Source organism: Rhodococcus erythropolis NBRC 15567, from assembly GCF_001552595.1.
Lineage (GTDB): Bacteria > Actinomycetota > Actinomycetes > Mycobacteriales > Mycobacteriaceae > Rhodococcus_F > Rhodococcus_F erythropolis.
The window spans coordinates 14,160-34,359 of sequence record NZ_BCRM01000010.1; the positions used below are offsets into that span (position 1 = coordinate 14,160).

Sequence of the window (20,200 nt, forward strand, 5' to 3'; positions counted from 1 at the left end):
CGCTCGTGCAGATTTCGGTTCGTTCGTCCCAATCTCGATTCAATGCGCGAGCTGCCGGGCTTCTCCTCGGCTTCGTTGCGGATCGGGCATTCGCCGATCCGGGGCGGTTCCATCCGGTTGCCGGCTTCGGAACCGCAGCTATCGCGCTGCAGAAGATGTCCTACCGGGACTCGCGAGCGGCCGGAACACTTCATGTTGCCGTGCTCTTGGCCGGCACCGCAGGACTTGGGCTCGCAGCCGAAGCAGCGTCGCGCCGGGCCGGTTGGGCGGCCGTGACGGGTACGACGGCGATAGCTACCTGGGCCGTGCTCGGCGGGACGTCGCTTGCACGCACCGGCATCGGCATGGCCGCTCGATTGGAGGCGTCACAGGTCGACGGCGACCTGACGAAAGCGCGTGAGCTACTTCCTTCACTCTGCGGACGCGATCCCTCGGTGCTGGGCGAGGACGGCCTCACGCGTGCAGCGCTGGAGTCGGTTGCCGAGAACACCTCGGATGCAACCGTCGGCGCAGTGTTCTGGGGTGCAATTGCGGGCGTGCCAGGTCTGTTCGTCTACCGCGCTGCCAACACACTCGACGCGATGATCGGCTACCGCTCCGAGAAGTACCTCAGATTCGGGTGGGCTGCGGCGAGGTTCGACGACCTGGTCAACATTGTCCCCGCTCGGCTTACGGGTGCGCTGACGGCTGCGTGTGCACCGGTGGTGGGCGGCTCGGTTCAGGAATCACTGGCAGCGTGGAAACGCGACGCAGCGGCTCATCCAAGCCCCAATGCGGGCGTCGCGGAAGCGTCGGCGGCAGGGGCGTTGGGCATTTCGTTGGGTGGTCGGACCGAGTACGCGCACGGGGTGGAGATGCGTCCCGTCCTCGGCCGCGGGCCTGTGCCGACGCCGAACGATTTGCGCCGCGCGGCGAGGCTTTCGTCGGCGGTGCAGATCAGTGCAGCTGTGGTGTCAGCGGGTATTTCAGCGGGTATTGCCGTATCGATCGGCAAGTTTGGCTTCCTGCGCCGTCAGCGGCACTGATTCCGGCTCCGGCTTCTTGCGACGGCTGAAGGTACGAGCCGGTTCGGCGGGGGGTGCGGCAGGCGCGGACACTGCCGCTTCCGGGGTCGTCTCGGCAGCGGCGTCGTCGGCTGCGAAGCCGTCCACAGCTGCTTGAGCTGCCTTTTCCTTGCGACGTTCGCGCCACTCGGCGCGAATGAAGTAAGCCAGACCGAGCGGCGCCATGATGCCGAACGCCAGCCATTGGAACCCGTAAGAGAGGTAGGGGCCCGCGTCGAGTTGGGGGAGCGGGATCGTGCCGAGACCGCCGGGCTGGTCGGGTTCGAGTTGGATGTACGCGTCGATCAGGTCCGTTCCGATGAACTCGCCGATCGGCTGTGCGTCGATGGAGTAGACCTGCTTCGCGCCGTCCTCGAACATCGGAACTCGGCCGGGAGCAGTGCCTTCCGACAGGCGCACACGGCCGTTGAGAGTGACCGGATCGGTCGGCGGCGCAGCGATGGGCGGTGCCTCGGCTCCGTTGATCGGCCGAACGTATCCGCGATTGACGAGGATCGTGCGGCCGTCGTCCAGGCGGAAAGGCGTCAGGATCTCGTACGACGGCGCGCCCTCGATGGACTGCAGTCGGACGAGGATATCCGCGTCGGGCAGATAGGTACCGGCCGCGGTGATGTTTCGCCATTCGTCGTCCGGTGCGATCGTCGAATCGGCGATGACATCACCGATCGGCACGGTCTCCGCGTTGATCGAGTTCGAGATCAGATCATTGCGGTGCTCGGTCTTCGTGTTCTTGCCGAGCTGCCACGGAGCGAGCACGGTGAAGCACAGGTAGGCGAAGAGCCCGACCACAGCTGCCAGTACTAACCAACCGGGCCGCAACAGGAATTTCAGTCTTCGCACACGTCCACGGTATCCGTTGCCCGAACGGGAGTGAATTTTGCTCCGGGTTCAGGCTCGCTCGCGGATCCAGTCGAGTATGTCGGGAATGGCCGCTTCGATCTGGTCTCGAACCAGTTCGAAGTCCTCCTGATCCCCGTAGTACGGGTCCGGAACCGATTCTCCGTCCGCCTCGGGGTCGAACGATCGCAGTAGGCGCCGACGCTCGGTGGGCACGCCGAGATGAGCAAGCTCACGTTCGTGCCCGGTGTCGAGGGCGACGACAAGATCGGCGGCGAGATGATCTGCATTGACCTGCGCGGCGCTGTGGCCCGTCGGATATCCGGCCGCTCGGAGCACGACGTTGGTCCGCTCGTCGGCCTCGCTACCGGTGTGAAACCCCTCGGTACCGGCGCTGCTGACACGCACCCGGTCGGCAAGGCCTTCACGGCCCAGATGCGCGAGCAAGATCTTTTCGGCCATCGGTGACCGGCAGATATTGCCGGTGCACACAAACGTCACGTGGAGTGGTTCAGTCACACGGAGTGGTTCAGAGGCGGCCATCGAGAAGTCCTCCCAGTTCGGATGCCGACGATACGGAGCGAAACGCTTGCCGCGCTTCCTCGGCGGAACCGTAGCCCCATTCGACGACGACGGTGGGGATGCCGTACTTCGCGGCGCCGAGCACGTCGTGATCACGATCGCCGATCATGAGCACGTCGGGGGTTCCGCCGTCGGCGGCGAGGACGGGAGTGATCCCGAGTGAGGTCAGCGAGTGCGCGATCACATCGGGTTTCGCCCGACGAGTTCCGTCGTCACTTGCGCCGCCGATGAACTCGAAGTGCTCGGCGAGGCCGAAATGCTCGAGGATGCGAATGGCGAATCGCTCCGACTTCGAGGTGGCGACGGCCAGTCGGGTGCCGCTCGCGCGAGCCTTACCCAGGACGACGTCCATACCCTCGTACACCGAGTTCTCCTGCCACCCGGTCGCGTCGTAACGCTCGATGTACGCGGCGATCGCCCGATCCACGTCCGCCGGGGCCATGCCGAGTGACCTGAAGGTATCGACCATCGGCGGGCCGATCACCGATGCCAACATCGCTTCCGTCGGCTCCGGATGGCCGACAGTTGTCAACGCATGTCGGAAGCCGCCGTGAATGCCGGGAGCGGAATCGGTGATGGTTCCGTCCAGATCGAACAGAACTACAGGAAAACGGTCGAGGGGTGGTGTCGTCACGGCACTCATTGTCCCGGACGGCAGGGGTGATGTCCGCGCACGGTGCTCGACCGTAGGCTGACCGGGTGAGTACCGGAACGGTTGACCTGGAGAGCTTGCGACATCACGGCGATGTCGAAGCGGAGCCCGGGTTACTCGATTTTGCCGTCAACGTTCAAGGCTCCGGCCCACCGGAGTGGTTGCGGGATCGGCTGGCCGCAGGGCTGTCGACGCTCGGTTCGTACCCGTCGGCTGCAGCGGAACTGAAAGCCCGCGAAACCGTCGCGCAGCGGCACGGGCGCCGGCCCGAAGAGGTGTTGTTGCTCTCGGGCGGTGCCGAGGGATTCGCGATGCTGCCGCGGCTGGGCTCTCGTTCGGCAGCGCTGATCCATCCGTCCTTCACCGAGCCGGAACTGGCGCTGCGAGAGGCCGGTGTACCGGTGACGCAGGTGATTCTGGAGCCGCCTTTCGCGCTTCGGGCCGCGCAGGTACCAGAATCCGCGGACCTTGTCGTTCTGGGCAATCCGACCAATCCGACGTCCGTGCTTCACCCCAAGGCCGATGTGTTGGAGTTGCGTCGGCCGGGCCGGATCCTGGTGGTGGACGAGGCATTCGGCGACGCGATCCCCGGCGAAGCGGAGAGCATCGCAGGTGTCGAGTCGGCGGATGTACTGGTGCTTCGGAGCCTGACCAAGACGTGGGCACTGGCGGGATTGCGGTGTGGGTACGCGATCGGCTCTCCGGATCTTCTCGCTCGACTGGCTCAGGGCCGAGCCCACTGGCCATTGGGCAGTCTGCAGATCGAGGCCATCACGGCCTGCTGCGAACCGTTCGCGGTCGACCAGTCGAGGATCAAAGCCGAATCGATTGCCACAGACCGCCAAGACATGTCCCGGCGACTGACCGAGATCGGGATTGCCGTGCACGAACCCGCTGCGGGGCCGTTCGTGCTCATCGACGTCCGCGACGGCGCCTCGATGCGAGAGCACCTGCGTGCCTGCGGTATCGCCGTCCGCCGGTGCGACACCTTTCCCGGACTCGGGCCCGATCAGTTGCGCGTTGCCGTCCGTCCAGCCGAGCAGGTCTCGGTACTGATCGAAGCGATGAAGGAGATCTTGTGAGCGGCCCAATTCTTGCGGACGTCATAGCCGTGCTGGAATCTGCTTATCCGCCCGCCCTGGCGGAATCGTGGGATTCGGTCGGTCTGGTCTGCGGCGATCCTGCGGACGCGGTGACGAGAGTGGTTTTCGCGGTGGATCCGACCGAGGCAGTGGTCGACGACGCCATCGCCTCCGGTGCCGACCTTCTGGTCGTTCACCATCCACTTCTGCTGCGTGGGGTGGACACCGTCGGTGCTCACACACCCAAAGGTGCGTTGGTCCACAAGCTCATCAAGGCGGGGTGCGCACTGTTCTCGGCGCACACCAATGCGGACTCCGCCGACCCTGGAGTGTCCGACGCGTTGGCGCAGGCTCTGGGCCTGACCGTGCTGCGCCCGATCGAACCCAAGCCGACGCAGCCGCTCGACAAGTGGGTCGTCATGGTTCCGGTGGAGAATGCATCGGCCGTGCAGGATGCACTTTTCGAGGCCGGGGCTGGGCGGATCGGCGACTACAGCCAGTGCAGTTGGACGGTCACCGGTACGGGTCAGTTCTTGCCAGCCGACGGTGCGAATCCGACGATCGGGACTGTCGGCGCTGTGGAGCAGGTTCGCGAGGATCGTGTGGAAGTGATTGCCCCACGCGGAAAGCGAAGTGCGGTGCTGGGCGCATTGCGTGCCGCCCACCCGTACGAGGAACCAGCCTTCGATGTCTTCGAACTCGCAGCGTTCCCCAGTTCGCTCGGTCTGGGGCGGGTGGGTGACCTCGAGCACCCCGAAACATTGCGAGAGTTCACTGCGCGAGTGGCGCGCTCACTGCCCTCGACCGAGTGGGGTGTTCGCGCTGCCGGAGATCCGGACGCGACCGTTCGTACCGTGGCGGTGTGCGGCGGTTCCGGCGACTCGTATCTGGACGTGGTGGCGGCGCTGGGCGCCGACGTCTACGTCACTGCGGACCTGCGGCATCATCCCGCGGACGAGCATCTTCGTGCCGGTGGCCCGGCACTGGTCGATGTCGCCCATTGGGCTAGTGAATACCCGTGGTGTGCGCAGGCGAAATCGGTGCTCGACGCCGCGTTTGCCGACAATCCGGGGTGGGAAAGCCGGGTTTCGACAATTCGCACCGATCCGTGGTGTTTGAGTGCGCATTAGTGCAGCGCTCTGCAAGGTACGGTTGCACGAACAATTCAAGAGCAGTTCTTCGAGAGCCGTCCTTCGCGAGCACTGCCGACATCGGACTTACAGCAGGAGTTATACAGCGTGAACGTCGAACCACAGGTGCAATCCAAGCTTCTCGACCTCGCCGGGGTGGATGCTGAGCTCACTCGGATCACCCACCGACGCGGAGCGCTTCCCGAGCAGCAGGAAGTCGAACGTCTCGAGGCCGAGCGAATCAGCCGTAAAGATGCGTCCGTAGCCGTCGAAATTCAGATCGACGACATCGATCGCGACATTCGCAAGCTCGAAGGCGAGGTCGACGCGGTTCGTCAGCGCGAGGATCGTGACCGCACTCTGTTGCAGAGTGGGTCGGTCGGGGCGAAGCAGCTCACCGAACTCGAACACGAACTCGGCAGCCTGGTCAGGCGTCAGGGGCTCCTCGAGGACGAGTTGCTCGAAGTGATGGAGCAGCGTGAGGCGTTACAGGCCGATCACGATCACGCCGGCGCCCAGCTGTCCCAGGCCGAAGAAGAGCTGATCGACGCCAAGCGTCGCCGCGACGACGCCGTCGCCGATCTGGACAAGGCGCAAGAGCGTTGCGCCGCCGATCGTGAACGACTTGTCGGTGAATTCCCCGCCGATTTCCTTGCTGTCTACGAGAAGCAGCGCACCCTGGGCGGACCGGGCGCGGCGCTTCTGCAGGCACGCCGATGTGGCGCTTGCCGGATCGAGATCGACCGCGGCGAGATCTCCCGAATCGCCGCGACACCGGCCGACGTCGTCGTTCGTTGCCCAGAGTGCAATGCAATCATGGTGCGTACCAAGGAGTCCGGTCTGTGACTCCCACGCAGGTCATCGTCGAGGCCGACGGTGGATCGCGCGGCAACCCCGGCCCGGCCGGCTACGGCGCCGTGGTCTTCGACTCCACCCGCTCGGTGTTGGCCGAACGCAAGGAAAGCATCGGAATAGCGACCAACAACGTCGCCGAGTACCGCGGACTGATCGCAGGGTTGACCGCTGCCGGTGAACTCGGAGCGTCGACGGTCGACGTCCGTATGGACTCCAAGCTGGTCGTCGAGCAGATGTCCGGGCGCTGGAAGGTCAAGCACCCGGACATGATTCCGCTGCAGCGACGCGCAGCCGAGTTGGCGACGCAGTTCTCGCGAGTGACCTACACGTGGATTCCGCGCGGCGAGAATTCTCATGCCGATCGTCTTGCCAACGAGGCGATGGACGCTGCTGCCGGCATCGAAACCGCGACCCCCGCACCAGCTGCACCCGCCGCGCCGTCAGAAGAGACGTCGGAACCGCAGATCGCCGGCTCTCCGGGATGGATCGCCACCACCGGCAAGCCGACACGAATGTTGTTGCTACGTCACGGACAGACAGCGATGTCGGTCGATCGCCGCTACTCCGGACGCGGCAATCCTGAGCTCACGGAATTGGGCCGCGCGCAGGCCGCCGGCGCGGCTGCACGCTTCGGGAACCGCGGCGGTATCGACGCCATCGTCTGCTCACCCCTCGGTAGAACCCGTGAGACGGCAGAGGCATCGGCCCGCGTGCTCGGTCTTCCCGTCGTCGAGCACAAAGGTTTGATCGAAACCGATTTCGGCGACTGGGACGGACTCACCTTCCGCGAGGCAGCCGAGCGCGATCCGGACCTGCATCGCGAATGGCTCTCGGACACTTCGGTGCGCCCACCCGGCGGCGAGAGTTTCGACGAGGTACGAGAACGAGTCGTCGCCGCGCGTGACGACCTGATCTCGACCTACGGCGGCGCGACGCTGTTGGTCGTTTCTCACGTCACCCCGATCAAGACGTTGGTGCAGCTGGCCCTCGATGCCGGGCCGTCCTTGCTGTACCGGTTGCATCTGGATCTGGCGTCGCTGAGTATTACCGAGTTCTATCCAGACGGGGGAGCCTCGGTCCGGCTGGTCAACGACACGTCACATCTTCGCTGAAAGAGCCCCGACGGCTGATCAGCCTCTGATCAGATCACCAGCCACAGGGCACTCACGGCGGCGAGCAGCGTCAGTGGCGTCGTGATGACCCCGAGCAGAGTGAACGTCGCCAGCGTGGGCGGTGCGCCCGCGCTGGTGGCAACTCGTCGCCAGAGCATTGTCGCGAGAGAGCCCACGTAGGTGAGGTTGGGCCCGAGGTTGACGCCGATCAACATCGCGAGCACCAGGCCTGGAGGTGCTCCCGTCCCGAGCGCCGCGATCATCAGCAAGGTTGCCGGCAGGTTATTGACGAGGTTGGACGCGAGCGCAGCGACCACGGCGACGAATAGCAGTGATCCGTAGCTGGTGTCGCCTGGCAGGATCTGCGCAATCCATTCTCCCACCGGCCCGTTCGCGACTCCGGCGACGATGATCCCGAGAACCAGGACGAACGCGCAGAACCAGAGGTCGGCAGCGTAGAGCATCTTGGCGGCGGTCGTACGGTGCCGAGCCAGAGCGATCGCTCCCAGAACACTCGCACCCACCACAGCGATCCAGGCGGGTTCGATCCCGAAGAAACCCGAAACCGCGAAACCGACAAGCGTCAGTCCGATCACCGCCAGCGGCAGACTCGGCGCAGGCGAGGAAGTTTTACTTGCCGGTGGCTCTGTGTTTTCCGAGCGGACGAGTTCGGAACGGAAGAACAGTCGCAAGATCAGATATTCGACAGCGATCGTCACGACCCACGGCAACGCCATCAACGCGGTGAAGTGCAAGAACGTCAAACCTGTTGCAGCAAAAGCGATGAGGTTGGTCAGGTTCGACACCGGCAGGAGCGTCGACGCCGAGTTCGACAGGTGCGCACTGGCATACGAATGGGGCCGCGGACTTGCTCCGATGGATCGTGCGGCGGCGATCACTGCGGGTGTCAGAAGTACGACGGTGGCGTCGAGGCTCAGGACCGCCGTGGTCAGGGCAGCCGCGCCGAATACGTAAATCAGCAACCGGTGCGGATCGGCGAGGGATTTTTGCTGCAGGATCTGGCTGACCCAGCGAAAGACGCCGAGAGCGTCCGCGGCATGAGCGAGAACCAGCACGGCAACCAGGAAGACGACGGTGGGTGCCATGCTCGTCAGTTCTTCGCGGGCTTCGTCAGGAGTGACGACACCGGTCAGGAGAACGACGACAGCTGCCGGCCCGGCGATGACGATCTCGGGAAGCCCACGTGGACGCACTATCGCGAAGACGAGGACGACGGCGACGAGCAGGATCGGTAGAAGAGTCACGCGCTGGTGCTCCGTGTCGGGGCAAGCGTCATTTGAGCAGTTTGTAGAGCGTGTTCAGGTTTCGGGTTGTGGTGAACGCCTTGAACTTCGGTTTTCCGGTGTTCCTGCCGAACGCGCTCTTGACGGTCTGCCCCTTCTCGACCTCCCAGTACAGGACTCCGTCGCCGGCCACCACGCGTTCGACCGAGGCATCGAGTTGCGCTGCCGCAGCACTCAATTCCTCGAGGATTTCCGGCTCGGAGGCAACCATCGCGTAAGCATGCCAACCCTCGCGTTCTCGGTCGAACGGGTAGTTGTCCACGATCGCTTGCAGTGTCGGAATGTCGAGGACGAATACCCAAGCCTCGTAGCCGAACTCGCGGGCGAGGGCGGATTCGATCTGTTTCTTCAGCGACGAGATGTCGGTGCTCGGACTGTCGAACAGAACGTTGCCCGAGGCCAGGACGGTTTTCACGCCTTGGAATCCGAGGTCGCCGAAGACTCTCGCGAGGTCCGCCATCTTGATGTTGATGCCGCCCACGTTGATACCGCGTAGCAGGGCCACGTACCGAGTCATAAGGTGACCATAGTGCCGGCCACCGACAGGCGCCCGGTAGCATACGGGGGCGGACGAGTTGGCCGGGCGGCCGCGGCTTCTGGAACCAGCGTGTACCACGCACAGGCCTGGGGCCGAGGAAAGTCCGGACTCCACAGAGCAGGGCGGTTGTTAACGGCAACCCGAGGCAACTCGCGGGACAGTGCCACAGAAAACAGACCGCCTGCCTTTCGAGGCAGGTAAGGGTGAAACGGTGCGGTAAGAGCGCACCAGCACCTCGGGTGACCGGGGTGGCTAGGTAAACCCCGCCCGGAGCAAGGTTGAAGGTCGCATCGCTCGCGGTGCGGCTGCGCAGGTGTTCGAGGGCTGCTCGCCCGAGCCTGCGGGTGAACCGCTCGAGGCACCCGGCGACGGTGTGCCCAGATGGATGGTCGCCACTCGGCACTTCGGTGCCGCAGGACAGGATCCGGCTTACACGCCGACTCGTCCGCCCGTGATCTGCACAGTGAGAAAAGAAGACCCCCACCGGATCGGTGGGGGTCTTCTTTTGTTCGAAAAGCTGTCAGACAGGCTTGATGACCAGCAGCGTAGCCCAGTACGTTGCCGCGTCATGGCCCATGAGCGGGAGGAGGTAATCGTAAAGAATTGCGGACATGCGCACTCCATTTTCTGTTCGTAGCTTGTGTTGGGCATTCAAGCAGAACTCACCGTTCGAATGTCCGGTTCTCACCTGCCAGGCCAAGTAGAAAGAATATCAGTCTCACAGCGATCTACAAGCTTCTATCTCACTCTGATGTCACACTGTGGATATGACTGATGAAGATCGACTCTGGTACTTCGACGTGTCCGACGGTTCCGTCACGCAGGGAAAGGGCGCGTCCTCGTTGACGAGGATGGGGCCGTACCCCGATCGGGACTCTGCCGAGCATGCATTGAAGATCGCTGCCGAACGCAACAAAGCCGCCGATCGGGCAGACGAAGACTGGAACAACTGAGACTTGGAACAACTGGGACTCGAACAACGGGGACTCGAACAACTGGGACCGGTACAGTTGCTACACCGGCCCGAACCGATCATGGAGGATGCGTGCCCGCAAGTCGAATGATGGTGCAGGGAATCGACTTCGGAGTGGTTCGGGCGGAGTTCGACTTGCCGGGAGCATTCTCGGCCGCGGCGCAGGCCGAGGCCGAGAATGCCGTGGATCGTTTCGGTGCCGGGCGTGTCGACGAAACGGGTATCGCCTTCGTGACCATCGACCCTCCCGGATCGATGGACCTCGACCAGGCAGTGCACATCGAGAAGACCTCGACCGGGTACGTCGTGCACTACGCGATCGCCGACGTCGCGGCGGTGGTGACGCCGGGCGGTGCGCTCGACATCGAAACCCGCAAGCGTGGCCAAACCTTCTATCTCCCGGACGGTTCCGTTCCGCTGCATCCTCGGGCGTTGTCGGAGGGATCGGCGAGTCTGCTGCCGGACGTGGTTCGCCCCGCCGCACTGTGGCGTATCGAGTTGGACGCCCAGGCCGAGCCCACGTCATGGCAGGTGAGACGCGCTCTGGTGAAATCGGTGGCGCGTCTGGATTATTCGACCGTGCAACGTGACGCCGACGCGGGCACCTTGCATCCGTCGATCGCCGCACTACCGGAATTCGGACGATTGCGCAGTGCCTCGGCGGTTGCCAGGGGCGCCATCGAGCTGAAACTGCCCGAGCAGTCAGTGGTTCGGGATCAGCCAGAGGACGAGTCCTCGGCTCGCTGGCGGATCGAGCTCGAGCCACGCACCGAAGCGGACGACTGGAACGCAGAAGTGTCGCTGCTGACCGGGATGTGTGCCGGCCGCATGATGATCGACGCAGGTATCGGGCTGCTTCGCACGCTGCCGCCGGCCGAGGAGTCCGCGGTTCGCACCCTGCGGAGAACTGCAGTGGCGCTGGGTATCACGTGGCCGGAGGGTCGAAGCGTCGGGCAGATTCTTGCCGGACTCGATTCCAACGAGCCGTCGACGATGGCGCTGATGTCGGTTGCGCCGTCGTTGCTGCGCGGCGCAGACTACGCGGCCTTCGACGGCCAGCTACCGGAGTTGACGGTGCATGCGGGGATCGGAGCGCCCTACGCTCATGTGACGGCTCCACTGCGCCGGCTGTCCGATCGCTTCAGCACCGAGGTGTGTCTGGCGATCACAGCTGGTACGCCGGTACCGGAATGGGTGCGCACCGCCCTTCCCGAGTTGCCCGACATCATGAGTGGGTCCGACTCACTGGCGAACAAGGTCGACCGCGCGTGCATCGATCTGACCGAGTCCACGCTGCTCGACGGTCGGGTCGGCGAGGTCTTCGACGCGGTGGTGATGCGCGCCAAGGACGGAAAGCGCTCGGCGGAAGTGTTTGTCCCGTCGGTCGCAGTGATTGCGAAATGCGTCGGAACGCCCGATGACGGTGAGCGCGCAAAGGTGCGACTCACCGCCGTCGACACGGTCAAACGGACGGTGGAATTCACGTTCCCGGCGTAGGGCGCTACCGGTACGAATCGGTGGCTTCCACCAAGTGATGTGCGATGCCGGGCTCCATCGCGGAGTGTCCCGCGTCGTCGACGATCACGAGCTTGGATTCGGGCCACGCCTTGTGCAGCGCCCAGGCGCTGGTGGCGGGGCAGACGACGTCGTAGCGGCCCTGGACGATCGTCCCCGGAATGCCGTGCAGTGCGGAGCTTTTGCGTAGGAGCTGACCCTCGTCGAAGAATCCGCCGTTGACGAAGTAGTGGTTCTCGATACGAGCGAAGGCCAAGGCGAACCTGGTCTCGGAGTTCTGTTCGATCTTGTCCGCCTGGGGGTACAGGTAGCTCGTCGATCCTTCCCAGGCCGACCAGGCGATCGCTGCCCGGGCTGCGACGTCGGGGTCTTCGGAATGGAGCAGTTGGTGATAGACCGCGACGAGGTCTTCGCCGCGCTGCGCCTCGGGTACCGGTTCGAGGAATTTGTCCCAGCGCTCCGGGAAGATGTTTCCCGCGCCGCCGTTGTAGTACCAGTCGATCTCGCTACGACGCAGGAGAAAGATCCCGCGCAGAACCAGTTCCGTGACGCGCGTGGGAAACGTTTCGGCGTAGGCGATGGAAAGCGTGGAACCCCAGGACCCCCCGAATACCATCCACTTGTCGATCGAGAGATGTTCGCGCAGGGCTTCGATGTCGGCCAGCAGCTTGTCCGTGGTGTTCACCGACAGGTCGGCGCCGTCGGCAACGTGCGGGGTGGATCGCCCGCAGCCGCGCTGGTCGAGTAGAACGATGCGGTATGCGGCCGGATCGAAGAACTGGCGTACCGCCGGTTGTGCACCGCCACCGGGGCCACCGTGCAGGAACACCACCGGCTTGCCGTCCGGATTTCCGCTGACTTCCCAGTACATGCTCTGGCCGTCACCGACGTCGAGGAAGCCGATGACAAAGGGTTCGATCGGGGGATAGAGACTCCGCAGAGCCGACGGCGGTGCTGACGTTTCGCTCATCAGAAGCCCACCAGCCCGGAGGCGAGATCGGGGATCTCGAGTGCGGAAATCGCGCCGCCCCGGACGTCGGGGCACGCGGCCGAGGTTGCCGCGTCGATGCTTTCGCGATTTTGGGCGAGATCGAGCAGGTTGATGCCGTTCTGCGTCGCCCACGTGATGACGATCGTGTTCAGTCCGCCCTTGCCGAGCGTCGGGGTGACGGTCCGCCAGTTCTGCAGCTGCCCTTCCATATCCGAACACAACTGCTGGACCTGAGCGTCGGTGAACGTCGAACCGGACGCGGAGGTTGTTGCCGGCGCCGTCTTGGTGGAACTCGCGGGCGTAGTGCTGCTGGGCGCGGGAGAGTTGGTGGACCCTCCCGCGCATCCGCTCAGCACCGTGACGAGAGCTGCCGCGCCGACTACAGCTGCGGCAGTAGAACTTCGACGGTTACCGATCATTGAACGCACCCCTGGCTGGTTGAGAGACAGGCGGCGTTCGCCGGTCTCGGATCAGAAACTGTGTTCTGCGGCCGGGAAAGCGCCAGTGCGAACTTCTGATGCATAGGCTGCGGCTGCGGAACGCAGTTCGTCACCGACGTTACCGAAACGCTTGACGAACTTGGCTGTCTTACCGCTCGTGTAACCCGCCATGTCCTGCCAGACGAGTACCTGAGCGTCGCATTCGGAACCGGCCCCGATGCCGACGGTGGGGATGGTGAGTTTGCGGCTGACCTGGCCCGCAATCTCGGCCGGAACCATTTCCATGACGACGGAGAACGCCCCGGCTTCCTGGACTGCAATGGCGTCCGCCACAAGCTGCTCGGCCGCGTCGCCGCGACCCTGGACGCGGAATCCGCCGAGCGAGTTCACGCTCTGCGGGGTGAATCCGACGTGAGCCATGACGGGGATGCCGGCCGAGGTGATAGCCGCGATCTGCTTGCTCATCCGTTCGCCGCCCTCGAGTTTGACGGCGTGCGCGAGGCCTTCCTTCATGAACCGTGTCGCAGTCGCAAGGGCCTGCTCGGCGGAACCCTCGTAGGTGCCGAAGGGGAGGTCGGCGACGACGAGTGCGTGCGGGGCGCCGCGAACCACGCCACGCACGAGCGGGAGCAGTTCGTCGACGGTGATCGGCACGGTGGTGTCGTAGCCGTAGACGACGTTGGCGGCAGAGTCGCCGACGAGCAGCACCGGGATGCCTGCGTCTTCGAAGATGCGTGCCGTGGAGTAGTCGTAAGCGGTGAGCATCGACCAGCGTTCGCCGTTCTGCTTCATCTCGGCGAGGTGGTGAATGCGCGTCTTACGCTTCGGTGCATCAGTAGAGCTTGCAGTGGGTACAGAACCATAGAGAGGTGTTTCGGACATCGTTGTCCCTTTCTGGCCTCGAGGCCCTGAGCGTTGATCGCCTTCGGGTCCCCGGGTGTGGGTGATGACGTGTTCAGTCTGCCACCGGACATCGCCGACACGAATAGTTGACGGGGTGCAATGGGTCACATCGCCGCGTGCCTGTCAGTTAGGTGCCGAACCGAGGCGAACCGCTGGCTACCGAGGTTTCCTGGCACCATCAATGGCATGTCGAAGTTCGTTCGCCTCTCCGGTGCCCTCGCCGGAAGCGCAGCAGTGCTCGTGTTGGTTGTCGGTTGCACCAGTTCGGAAGGCACGCCCGAATCAGTGGAACCTGCTGGTTCTGCCGCGTCCGCGGTGCCGTCCGGCCTCGAGAAATTCTACGAGCAGACGCTCGACTGGGGGTCGTGCGACCAATTTGTCGAAGAAGGAACTGCGCCGCTGGGGCGTGGGGTCGACTGCGCCGAGGTGAGCGTTCCCGTCGACTACGCGAATCCGAACGGCGACACCGCGAAGGTGGTGATCTCGCGTTCGAAGGCAACCGGCGACCGCATCGGCTCACTGTTGCTGAACCCCGGCGGGCCGGGTGGGTCCGGGCTGTCGATGGCGACATCGGGTTCGGGCACCGAACTGCAGGAACGTTTCGACATGATCGGCTTCGATCCGCGGGGGATCGGGGCATCGACCCCGCAGGTTCGGTGTTTGACGCCGGAGGAGACCGACGCGGAGCGTGCGGAGGTCAACGTCGACATGACGCCGGAGGGCATCGCTCTCGCCGAGGCGGACAGCAAGGACTACGCCGCCAAGTGCGCTGAGCGGACCGGTACGGAGTTCCTCGCTCATGTCGGTACCTACGAGGTGGTGCGAGATATGGACGTCATTCGGGGCGTTCTCGGCGATCCGAAGATGAACTACCTCGGGTTCTCGTACGGGACCCGGCTCGGATCCACGTACGCGGAAACCTTTCCGCAGAACGTCCGAGCGATGGTCCTCGACGGCGCGCTCGACCCCGAGCAGGATCCGGTCGACGAAGTGGTCTTGCAGGGGCAGGGCTTCCAAGGCGCGTTCGACGCCTTTGTCGCCGACTGTGTCTCGCGAACGGATTGCCCGCTGGGTGATGATCCGGCGCAGGCGCGGGCACGCTTTCAGGCACTCGTCGATCCGTTGATCGAGAAGCCGGCACAGACCACCGATCCGCGCGGGCTGAGTTATTCCGACGCGATCACGGGCGTGCAGCAGGCTCTGTATTCGCCACAGTTGTGGACGCCGCTGCGTGGGGGTCTGTCGAGTCTGGCCGACGGACGCGGCGACTCGCTGCTCAATCTCGCCGACATGTACGAAGGCCGTGAGGATGACGGCAGCTACTCCAACATCAACGACGCGTTCAACGCCATTCGCTGCGTGGACGATCCGGCAACCACCGACCGCGCCGAGGCCGGCGAATCCGACACTCGGTACCGCGAGGCGGCGCCGTTCCTCGACGACGGCCGCGGGACGGGTCAAGCGCCGCTCGACCTGTGCGCGTTCTGGCCCGTTCCGGCTACCGGCAGCCCCCACGCGCTCGACCCCCAGGCGCTCGCCGATGCCGGCCTGCCTCAGTTGGTCGTCGTCTCCACGACGCAGGATCCGGCAACGCCGTATCAGGCCGGAGTGGATCTCGCCAAGCAGTTGGGCGCTGCCCTGATCACGTTCGACGGAACCCAACACACGGTGGTTCTGGACGGAAACTCCTGCGTCGACGATGCCGTCGTCGACTACTTCGTTTACTTGAAGGCACCGGAAGAGGGTCTGACATGTTAACCGGCGCGACGCCGTACGCTGCGCCTATTCGATGGTGACCAATCACTCTGTTGACCGGGACCACTGATGTAACACAGATTTAACGTGGCTTGCTTAGTCTCGCGTGCATGGATCGCCAAAAAGAATTCGTGCTTCGTACCCTGGAAGAGCGCGACATTCGGTTTGTCCGCTTGTGGTTCACCGATGTTCTCGGGTACCTCAAATCGGTGGCGATCGCCCCCGCCGAACTCGAAGGCGCCTTCGAGGAGGGAATCGGATTCGACGGTTCCGCCATCGAGGGATTCTCACGAGTCTCCGAAGCCGACACCGTCGCTCGGCCCGACGCCTCGACATTCCAGATCCTGCCGTGGGCCCACAAGGACGGTGCGCAACATTCCGCGCGCATGTTCTGCGACATCACGATGCCCGACGGTTCGCCGTCGTGGGCCGATCCGCGCCACGTACTGCGTCGCCAGTTGAGCAAGGCCAGCGACTTGGGCTTCAGCTGCTACGTCCACCCGGAAATCGAGTTCTTCCTTCTGGAGAACGGCCCGATCGACGGCACTCCGCCGATCCCGGCCGACTCGGGCGGATACTTCGACCAGGCCGTGCACGATTCGGCTCCGAATTTCCGCCGCCACGCCATCGACGCACTCGAGTCGATGGGCATCTCGGTCGAGTTCAGCCACCACGAGGCCGCGCCGGGTCAGCAGGAGATCGATCTGCGCTACGCCGACGCGCTCTCGATGGCCGACAACGTCATGACGTTCCGATACGTCGTGAAGGAGGTCGCGATCGGTGAAGGCGTCCGGGCGAGCTTCATGCCCAAGCCGTTCAGTGATCAGGCCGGCTCCGCGATGCACACCCACATGAGCCTGTTCGAGGGCGACACGAACGCCTTCCACAATCCTGACGATCCGATGCAGCTCTCCGAGACCGGCAAGGCGTTCATCGCCGGCATCCTCGAGCACGCCAACGAGATCAGTGCGGTCACGAACCAGTGGGTCAACTCGTACAAGCGACTCGTCCACGGGGGAGAGGCGCCCACTGCTGCGTCGTGGGGCCCGTCCAACCGATCGGCTCTCATTCGCGTCCCGATGTACACGCCCAACAAGGCGTCCTCGCGCCGCGTCGAGATCCGAAGCCCAGACTCGGCCTGCAACCCGTACCTAACTTTTGCGGTCCTGCTTGCTGCCGGTCTTCGCGGCATCGAGAAGGGCTACACCTTGCCGCCCGAGGCAGAAGACGACGTGTGGTCGTTGACCTCCGCCGAGCGCCGCGCCATGGGTTACAAGGAACTGCCGAGCAACTTGGACAGCGCTCTGCGCGAGATGGAGAAGTCGGAACTGGTGGCCGAAGCACTCGGCGAACACGTCTTCGATTTCTTCCTGCGCAACAAGCGTCGTGAGTGGGAGGAATACCGCAGCCACGTGACGCCGTTCGAGCTCAAGACCTACCTCGGTCTGTGACGGTGAAACCGCCCGCTGCGAGATCAGCAGTTCCAGGACCGGGTCGACTCGGGCTGGTCGAGCCCACCGCTGCCGACGAGTTGCGTCAGCTCGGTTGGGTCGACGCCGAGAGCATCGAACTCTTGTGGTCGCTTTCGCGTGCCGCGAATGCCGACCTCGCTCTGCGCACCCTTGTGCGGATCAAGGACGGGCTCGACGACGGGTGGCGCGAACTCGATCAGGCATTGCGCAAGGACAAAAGCCTGCGCGGCCGCTTGTTCGCACTCGTGGGTGCGTCGTCGGCCTTCGGCGATCACCTGGCCGCGGATCCGATCGGCTGGAAATTGCTCGACGGAACCGCTCTGCCGACCAAGGACGAGGCCACCGCAGCGTTGCTCGAGGCCGTGGGCGCCACCCTCGACGAGGGCGCTACCGAAGGCTCGCTGACCTACCGCGCCACCCTGACCGGGCCGGAAGCTGTTGTTGCTCTGCGTAAGAGCTACAAGGACCAGCTGATGCTGCTGGCTGCGGCTGATCTTGCGGCGACCGTCGAGAACGAACCAGTAGTGCCCTATCAGACTGTGGGTCACCAGCTTTCCGATCTCGCGGACGCTGCCCTGACCGCCGCACTGGCGGTGGCTATCGCAACGGTGTGTCCCGAGGGCAGTTGTCCGATCCGGCTCGCCGTGATCGCCATGGGCAAATGTGGTGCGCGCGAGCTGAACTACGTCTCCGACGTCGACGTCGTGTTCGTCGCCGAACCGGCCGATGCGACGGCCAGTCGCGTTGCCGGCGAGATGATGCGTATCGGTACTTCCGCATTCTTCGAGGTCGATGCTGCGCTGCGCCCCGAAGGCAAGCGCGGAGAACTGGTTCGCTCCCTCGAATCCCACATCACGTACTACAAGCGCTGGGCCAAGACCTGGGAGTTCCAGGCACTGCTCAAGGCTCGTCCGATGACCGGCGACATGGAGCTCGGTCGCCAGTACTCCGAGGCGATGAGCCCGATGGTGTGGATCGCCTCCGAGCGCGAGGACTTCGTCCCCGAAGTCCAGGCCATGCGTCGACGCGTCGAGGAAATGGTTCCCCCCGAACTGCGTGAGCGTGAACTCAAACTCGGCCGCGGAAGTTTGCGCGACGTCGAATTTGCCGTCCAACTCCTGCAATTGGTGCACGGGCGCGCCGACAGTTCGTTGCATGTCCAGAGCACGGTCGATGCACTGACCGCATTGGCGGCGGGTGGATACGTCGGCCGCGACGACGCCGCCAACCTGACTGCGTCGTACGAATTCCTGCGCCTGCTCGAGCACCGTCTGCAGTTGCAGAAGCTCAAGCGCACACACACCCTGCCGCCGCCGGACGACGAGGAAGCGCTGCGTTGGCTGGCCCGCGCCGCGCACATGCGGCCAGACGGTCGGCTGGATTCCCTGGGAGTCCTGCGCGCCGAGATCAAGCGGAATTCGCATCGGATTCGCCGCCTGCACGCCAAGTTGTTCTACCGCCCGCTTCTCGAATCGGTGGCGCGGATGGACAAGGAAGCACTGGTCCTGGGACCAGAAGCCGCGGTTCGGCAGTTGGCCGCTCTGGGTTACACGGCGCCCGAGCATGCTCTCGGACATCTGACTGCACTGACGAGTGGCGCTTCACGCAAGGGTCGCATTCAAGCGCTCCTGTTGCCGACTCTGCTCGAATCACTCGCGGACACACCGGATCCCGATGCAGGTCTGCTCGCTTACCGCAGGCTCTCGGACGCGCTCGTCGACCAGACGTGGTTCCTGCGCCTGCTCCGCGACGAGGCTGCGGTGGCCGAGCGTCTGATGACCGTGCTGGGCTCGTCGGCGTACCTACCCGACCTGCTCATCAAGGCTCCCGACGTGATTCGCTTGTTCGCGGATTCGCCGAGTGGACCGCGCCTTGTCGAGCCGAAGCCCGAGGACGTCGCTCGCGGAATACTCACCGCCTCCGGCCGACACAGTGATCCCAATCGTGCTGTTGCCGCGGCCCGCTCGCTGCGGCGACACGAACTTGCGCGCATCGCTTCGGCCGACATCCTCGGCATGCTCGATGTTCCCGCCGTCTGCAAGGCGCTGTCCTCGGTGTGGGCCGCGGTGCTCAATGCATCGCTCTCCGCGGTGATCAAGGCCAGCGTCACCGAACTCGGGACCGAGGCGCCGGCCAGTTTCTCCGTCATCGGCATGGGCCGACTCGGCGGCGGCGAACTCGGCTATGGATCCGATGCGGACGTGCTGTTCGTGTGCGAACCCCGCGAGGGCGTCGACGAGACCGTTGCGGTCAAGTGGGCCAACAGCATTGCCGACAAGGTGCGCAAGCTTCTCGGGGCACCGAGCACGGATCCTCCGCTCGAAGTCGACACCGGATTGCGTCCGGAAGGCCGCAACGGACCGATGGTTCGCACGCTCGAGTCGTACGACGCGTACTACGCGAAGTGGGCTCAGGCGTGGGAGATTCAAGCGCTGCTTCGTGCGCACCCGGTTGCCGGTGATCCTGAACTGGGACTGCGGTTCCTGCACATGATCGACAAGACGCGCTACCCCGAAGGCGGCGTCAGTGACGCGGCGGTGCGCGAGATCCGGCGCATCAAGGCGCGCGTCGATTCCGAAAGGCTTCCTCGCGGAGCCGATCCGGCGACGCACACCAAACTGGGTCGCGGTGGCTTGGCCGACATCGAGTGGACTGTGCAATTGCTGCAGCTGCGCCACGCCGACAAGATCGAGTCGCTGCACAACACGTCGACGCTCGAGACTCTCGACGCCATCGGCGCCGCGGAACTGCTCAGCGAAGGTGACGTCGAACTGCTGCGTGACGCCTGGATCACCGCGACGAAGGCACGCAACTGCCTCGTTCTGGTGCGAGGCAAGCCGACCGATCAGCTTCCCGGCCCGGGCCGTGTTCTCGCGGCGGTGGCGCAGGTCGCTGGATACGGCGACGACGCAGGGGAATTCCTCGACAACTACCTGCGCATCACACGACGGGCAAAAGCTGTGGTGGAGAGGGTCTTCGGCGGGGAGTAGCGTTT

At 64.4% G+C, this 20,200-nt stretch carries 18 protein-coding genes and 1 other RNA gene; 11 read left to right on the forward strand and 8 right to left on the reverse strand.

Features of this window, described 5'->3' with window-relative positions:
• The first annotated feature begins 5 nt into the window (after nt 1-5).
• Nucleotides 6-1,025 (forward strand): cobalamin biosynthesis protein, encoded by a 1,020-nt coding sequence (locus RE4_RS15430; protein WP_081098371.1) that lies wholly within the window; start codon nt 6-8, stop codon nt 1,023-1,025.
• Here RE4_RS15430 and RE4_RS15435 read toward each other — a convergent pair.
• From RE4_RS15435 to RE4_RS15445, 3 genes are read right to left on the reverse strand one after another with little or no spacing between them, the layout of a single operon-like run.
• Nucleotides 966-1,904, reverse strand: coding sequence for an SURF1 family cytochrome oxidase biogenesis protein (locus RE4_RS15435; protein ID WP_020969922.1), 939 nt, complete (start codon nt 1,902-1,904; stop codon nt 966-968). The two genes, RE4_RS15430 and RE4_RS15435, sit on opposite strands and share 60 nt — an antisense overlap.
• A 48-nt stretch (nt 1,905-1,952) precedes the next feature.
• The gene (locus tag RE4_RS15440) at nt 1,953-2,444 is read right to left on the reverse strand and encodes a low molecular weight protein-tyrosine-phosphatase (RefSeq protein WP_042952191.1); all 492 of its coding nucleotides are present in this window, start codon (nt 2,442-2,444) and stop codon (nt 1,953-1,955) included.
• Entirely contained in the window at nt 2,431-3,126 is a 696-nt protein-coding gene (locus RE4_RS15445; protein WP_060938881.1) for an HAD hydrolase-like protein, read from the reverse strand. The genes RE4_RS15440 and RE4_RS15445 overlap by 14 nt, the downstream gene beginning before the upstream one ends.
• Before the next feature lie 56 nt (nt 3,127-3,182).
• Between RE4_RS15445 and cobC the strand changes: the two genes are divergently transcribed.
• From cobC to RE4_RS15465, 4 genes are all read left to right on the forward strand, one after another.
• Complete coding sequence (gene cobC / locus RE4_RS15450; RefSeq protein WP_060938882.1) at nt 3,183-4,217, forward strand: Rv2231c family histidinol phosphate aminotransferase CobC; 1,035 nt, start codon at nt 3,183-3,185, stop codon at nt 4,215-4,217.
• Complete coding sequence (locus RE4_RS15455) at nt 4,214-5,347, forward strand: Nif3-like dinuclear metal center hexameric protein (RefSeq protein WP_060938883.1); 1,134 nt, start codon at nt 4,214-4,216, stop codon at nt 5,345-5,347. The genes cobC and RE4_RS15455 overlap by 4 nt, the downstream gene beginning before the upstream one ends.
• Nucleotides 5,348-5,455: 108 nt before the next feature.
• Entirely contained in the window at nt 5,456-6,193 is a 738-nt protein-coding gene (locus tag RE4_RS15460; protein ID WP_019748955.1) for a zinc ribbon domain-containing protein, read from the forward strand.
• Complete coding sequence (locus RE4_RS15465) at nt 6,190-7,314, forward strand: bifunctional RNase H/acid phosphatase (protein ID WP_019748954.1); 1,125 nt, start codon at nt 6,190-6,192, stop codon at nt 7,312-7,314. Before RE4_RS15460 ends, RE4_RS15465 begins: the two co-directional genes overlap by 4 nt.
• Nucleotides 7,315-7,343: 29 nt before the next feature.
• On the opposite strand, the gene RE4_RS15470 is transcribed toward RE4_RS15465, so the two are convergent.
• Together RE4_RS15470 and RE4_RS15475 are read right to left on the reverse strand one after the other, a co-directional pair.
• The gene (locus RE4_RS15470) at nt 7,344-8,579 is read right to left on the reverse strand and encodes an SLC13 family permease (protein WP_060938884.1); all 1,236 of its coding nucleotides are present in this window, start codon (nt 8,577-8,579) and stop codon (nt 7,344-7,346) included.
• A 28-nt stretch (nt 8,580-8,607) separates the two neighbouring features.
• The gene (locus tag RE4_RS15475; protein ID WP_019748952.1) at nt 8,608-9,135 is read right to left on the reverse strand and encodes a DUF1697 domain-containing protein; all 528 of its coding nucleotides are present in this window, start codon (nt 9,133-9,135) and stop codon (nt 8,608-8,610) included.
• 54 nt (nt 9,136-9,189) lie between these two features.
• On the opposite strand from RE4_RS15475, the gene rnpB reads away from it, so the two are divergent.
• The 3 genes from rnpB (at nt 9,190) to RE4_RS15490 (ending at nt 11,626) form a co-directional block, all read left to right on the forward strand.
• Nucleotides 9,190-9,604, forward strand: an RNA gene (gene rnpB / locus RE4_RS15480) — RNase P RNA component class A.
• Nucleotides 9,605-9,923: 319 nt separating this feature from the next.
• The gene (locus tag RE4_RS15485) at nt 9,924-10,109 is read left to right on the forward strand and encodes a hypothetical protein (RefSeq protein ID WP_007735457.1); all 186 of its coding nucleotides are present in this window, start codon (nt 9,924-9,926) and stop codon (nt 10,107-10,109) included.
• A gap of 107 nt (nt 10,110-10,216) precedes the next feature.
• Nucleotides 10,217-11,626, forward strand: coding sequence for an RNB domain-containing ribonuclease (locus RE4_RS15490; RefSeq protein WP_060938885.1), 1,410 nt, complete (start codon nt 10,217-10,219; stop codon nt 11,624-11,626).
• A 4-nt stretch (nt 11,627-11,630) separates the two neighbouring features.
• Here the strand turns inward: RE4_RS15490 and pip are convergent, their stop codons facing one another.
• The 3 genes from pip to panB are packed head-to-tail and all read right to left on the reverse strand — an operon-like array spanning nt 11,631 to nt 13,957.
• The gene (gene pip / locus RE4_RS15495; RefSeq protein WP_047887981.1) at nt 11,631-12,614 is read right to left on the reverse strand and encodes a prolyl aminopeptidase; all 984 of its coding nucleotides are present in this window, start codon (nt 12,612-12,614) and stop codon (nt 11,631-11,633) included.
• Complete coding sequence (locus RE4_RS15500) at nt 12,614-13,054, reverse strand: hypothetical protein (protein ID WP_020969914.1); 441 nt, start codon at nt 13,052-13,054, stop codon at nt 12,614-12,616. The genes pip and RE4_RS15500 overlap by 1 nt, the downstream gene beginning before the upstream one ends.
• 51 nt (nt 13,055-13,105) lie before the next feature.
• Nucleotides 13,106-13,957, reverse strand: a complete 852-nt coding sequence (panB, locus tag RE4_RS15505; RefSeq protein WP_003941624.1) for a 3-methyl-2-oxobutanoate hydroxymethyltransferase — start codon at nt 13,955-13,957, stop codon at nt 13,106-13,108.
• A 207-nt stretch (nt 13,958-14,164) separates the two neighbouring features.
• On the opposite strand from panB, the gene RE4_RS15510 reads away from it, so the two are divergent.
• From RE4_RS15510 to RE4_RS15520, 3 genes are all read left to right on the forward strand, one after another.
• Nucleotides 14,165-15,736, forward strand: a complete 1,572-nt coding sequence (locus RE4_RS15510; protein ID WP_047887982.1) for an alpha/beta hydrolase — start codon at nt 14,165-14,167, stop codon at nt 15,734-15,736.
• Between the two features lie 107 nt (nt 15,737-15,843).
• On the forward strand, nt 15,844-17,184 hold the full coding sequence (locus RE4_RS15515; RefSeq protein ID WP_003941637.1) for a glutamine synthetase family protein: 1,341 nt from the start codon (nt 15,844-15,846) through the stop codon (nt 17,182-17,184).
• Entirely contained in the window at nt 17,181-20,195 is a 3,015-nt protein-coding gene (locus tag RE4_RS15520; RefSeq protein ID WP_019748946.1) for a bifunctional [glutamine synthetase] adenylyltransferase/[glutamine synthetase]-adenylyl-L-tyrosine phosphorylase, read from the forward strand. Before RE4_RS15515 ends, RE4_RS15520 begins: the two co-directional genes overlap by 4 nt.
• Nucleotides 20,196-20,200: the final 5 nt, after the last annotated feature.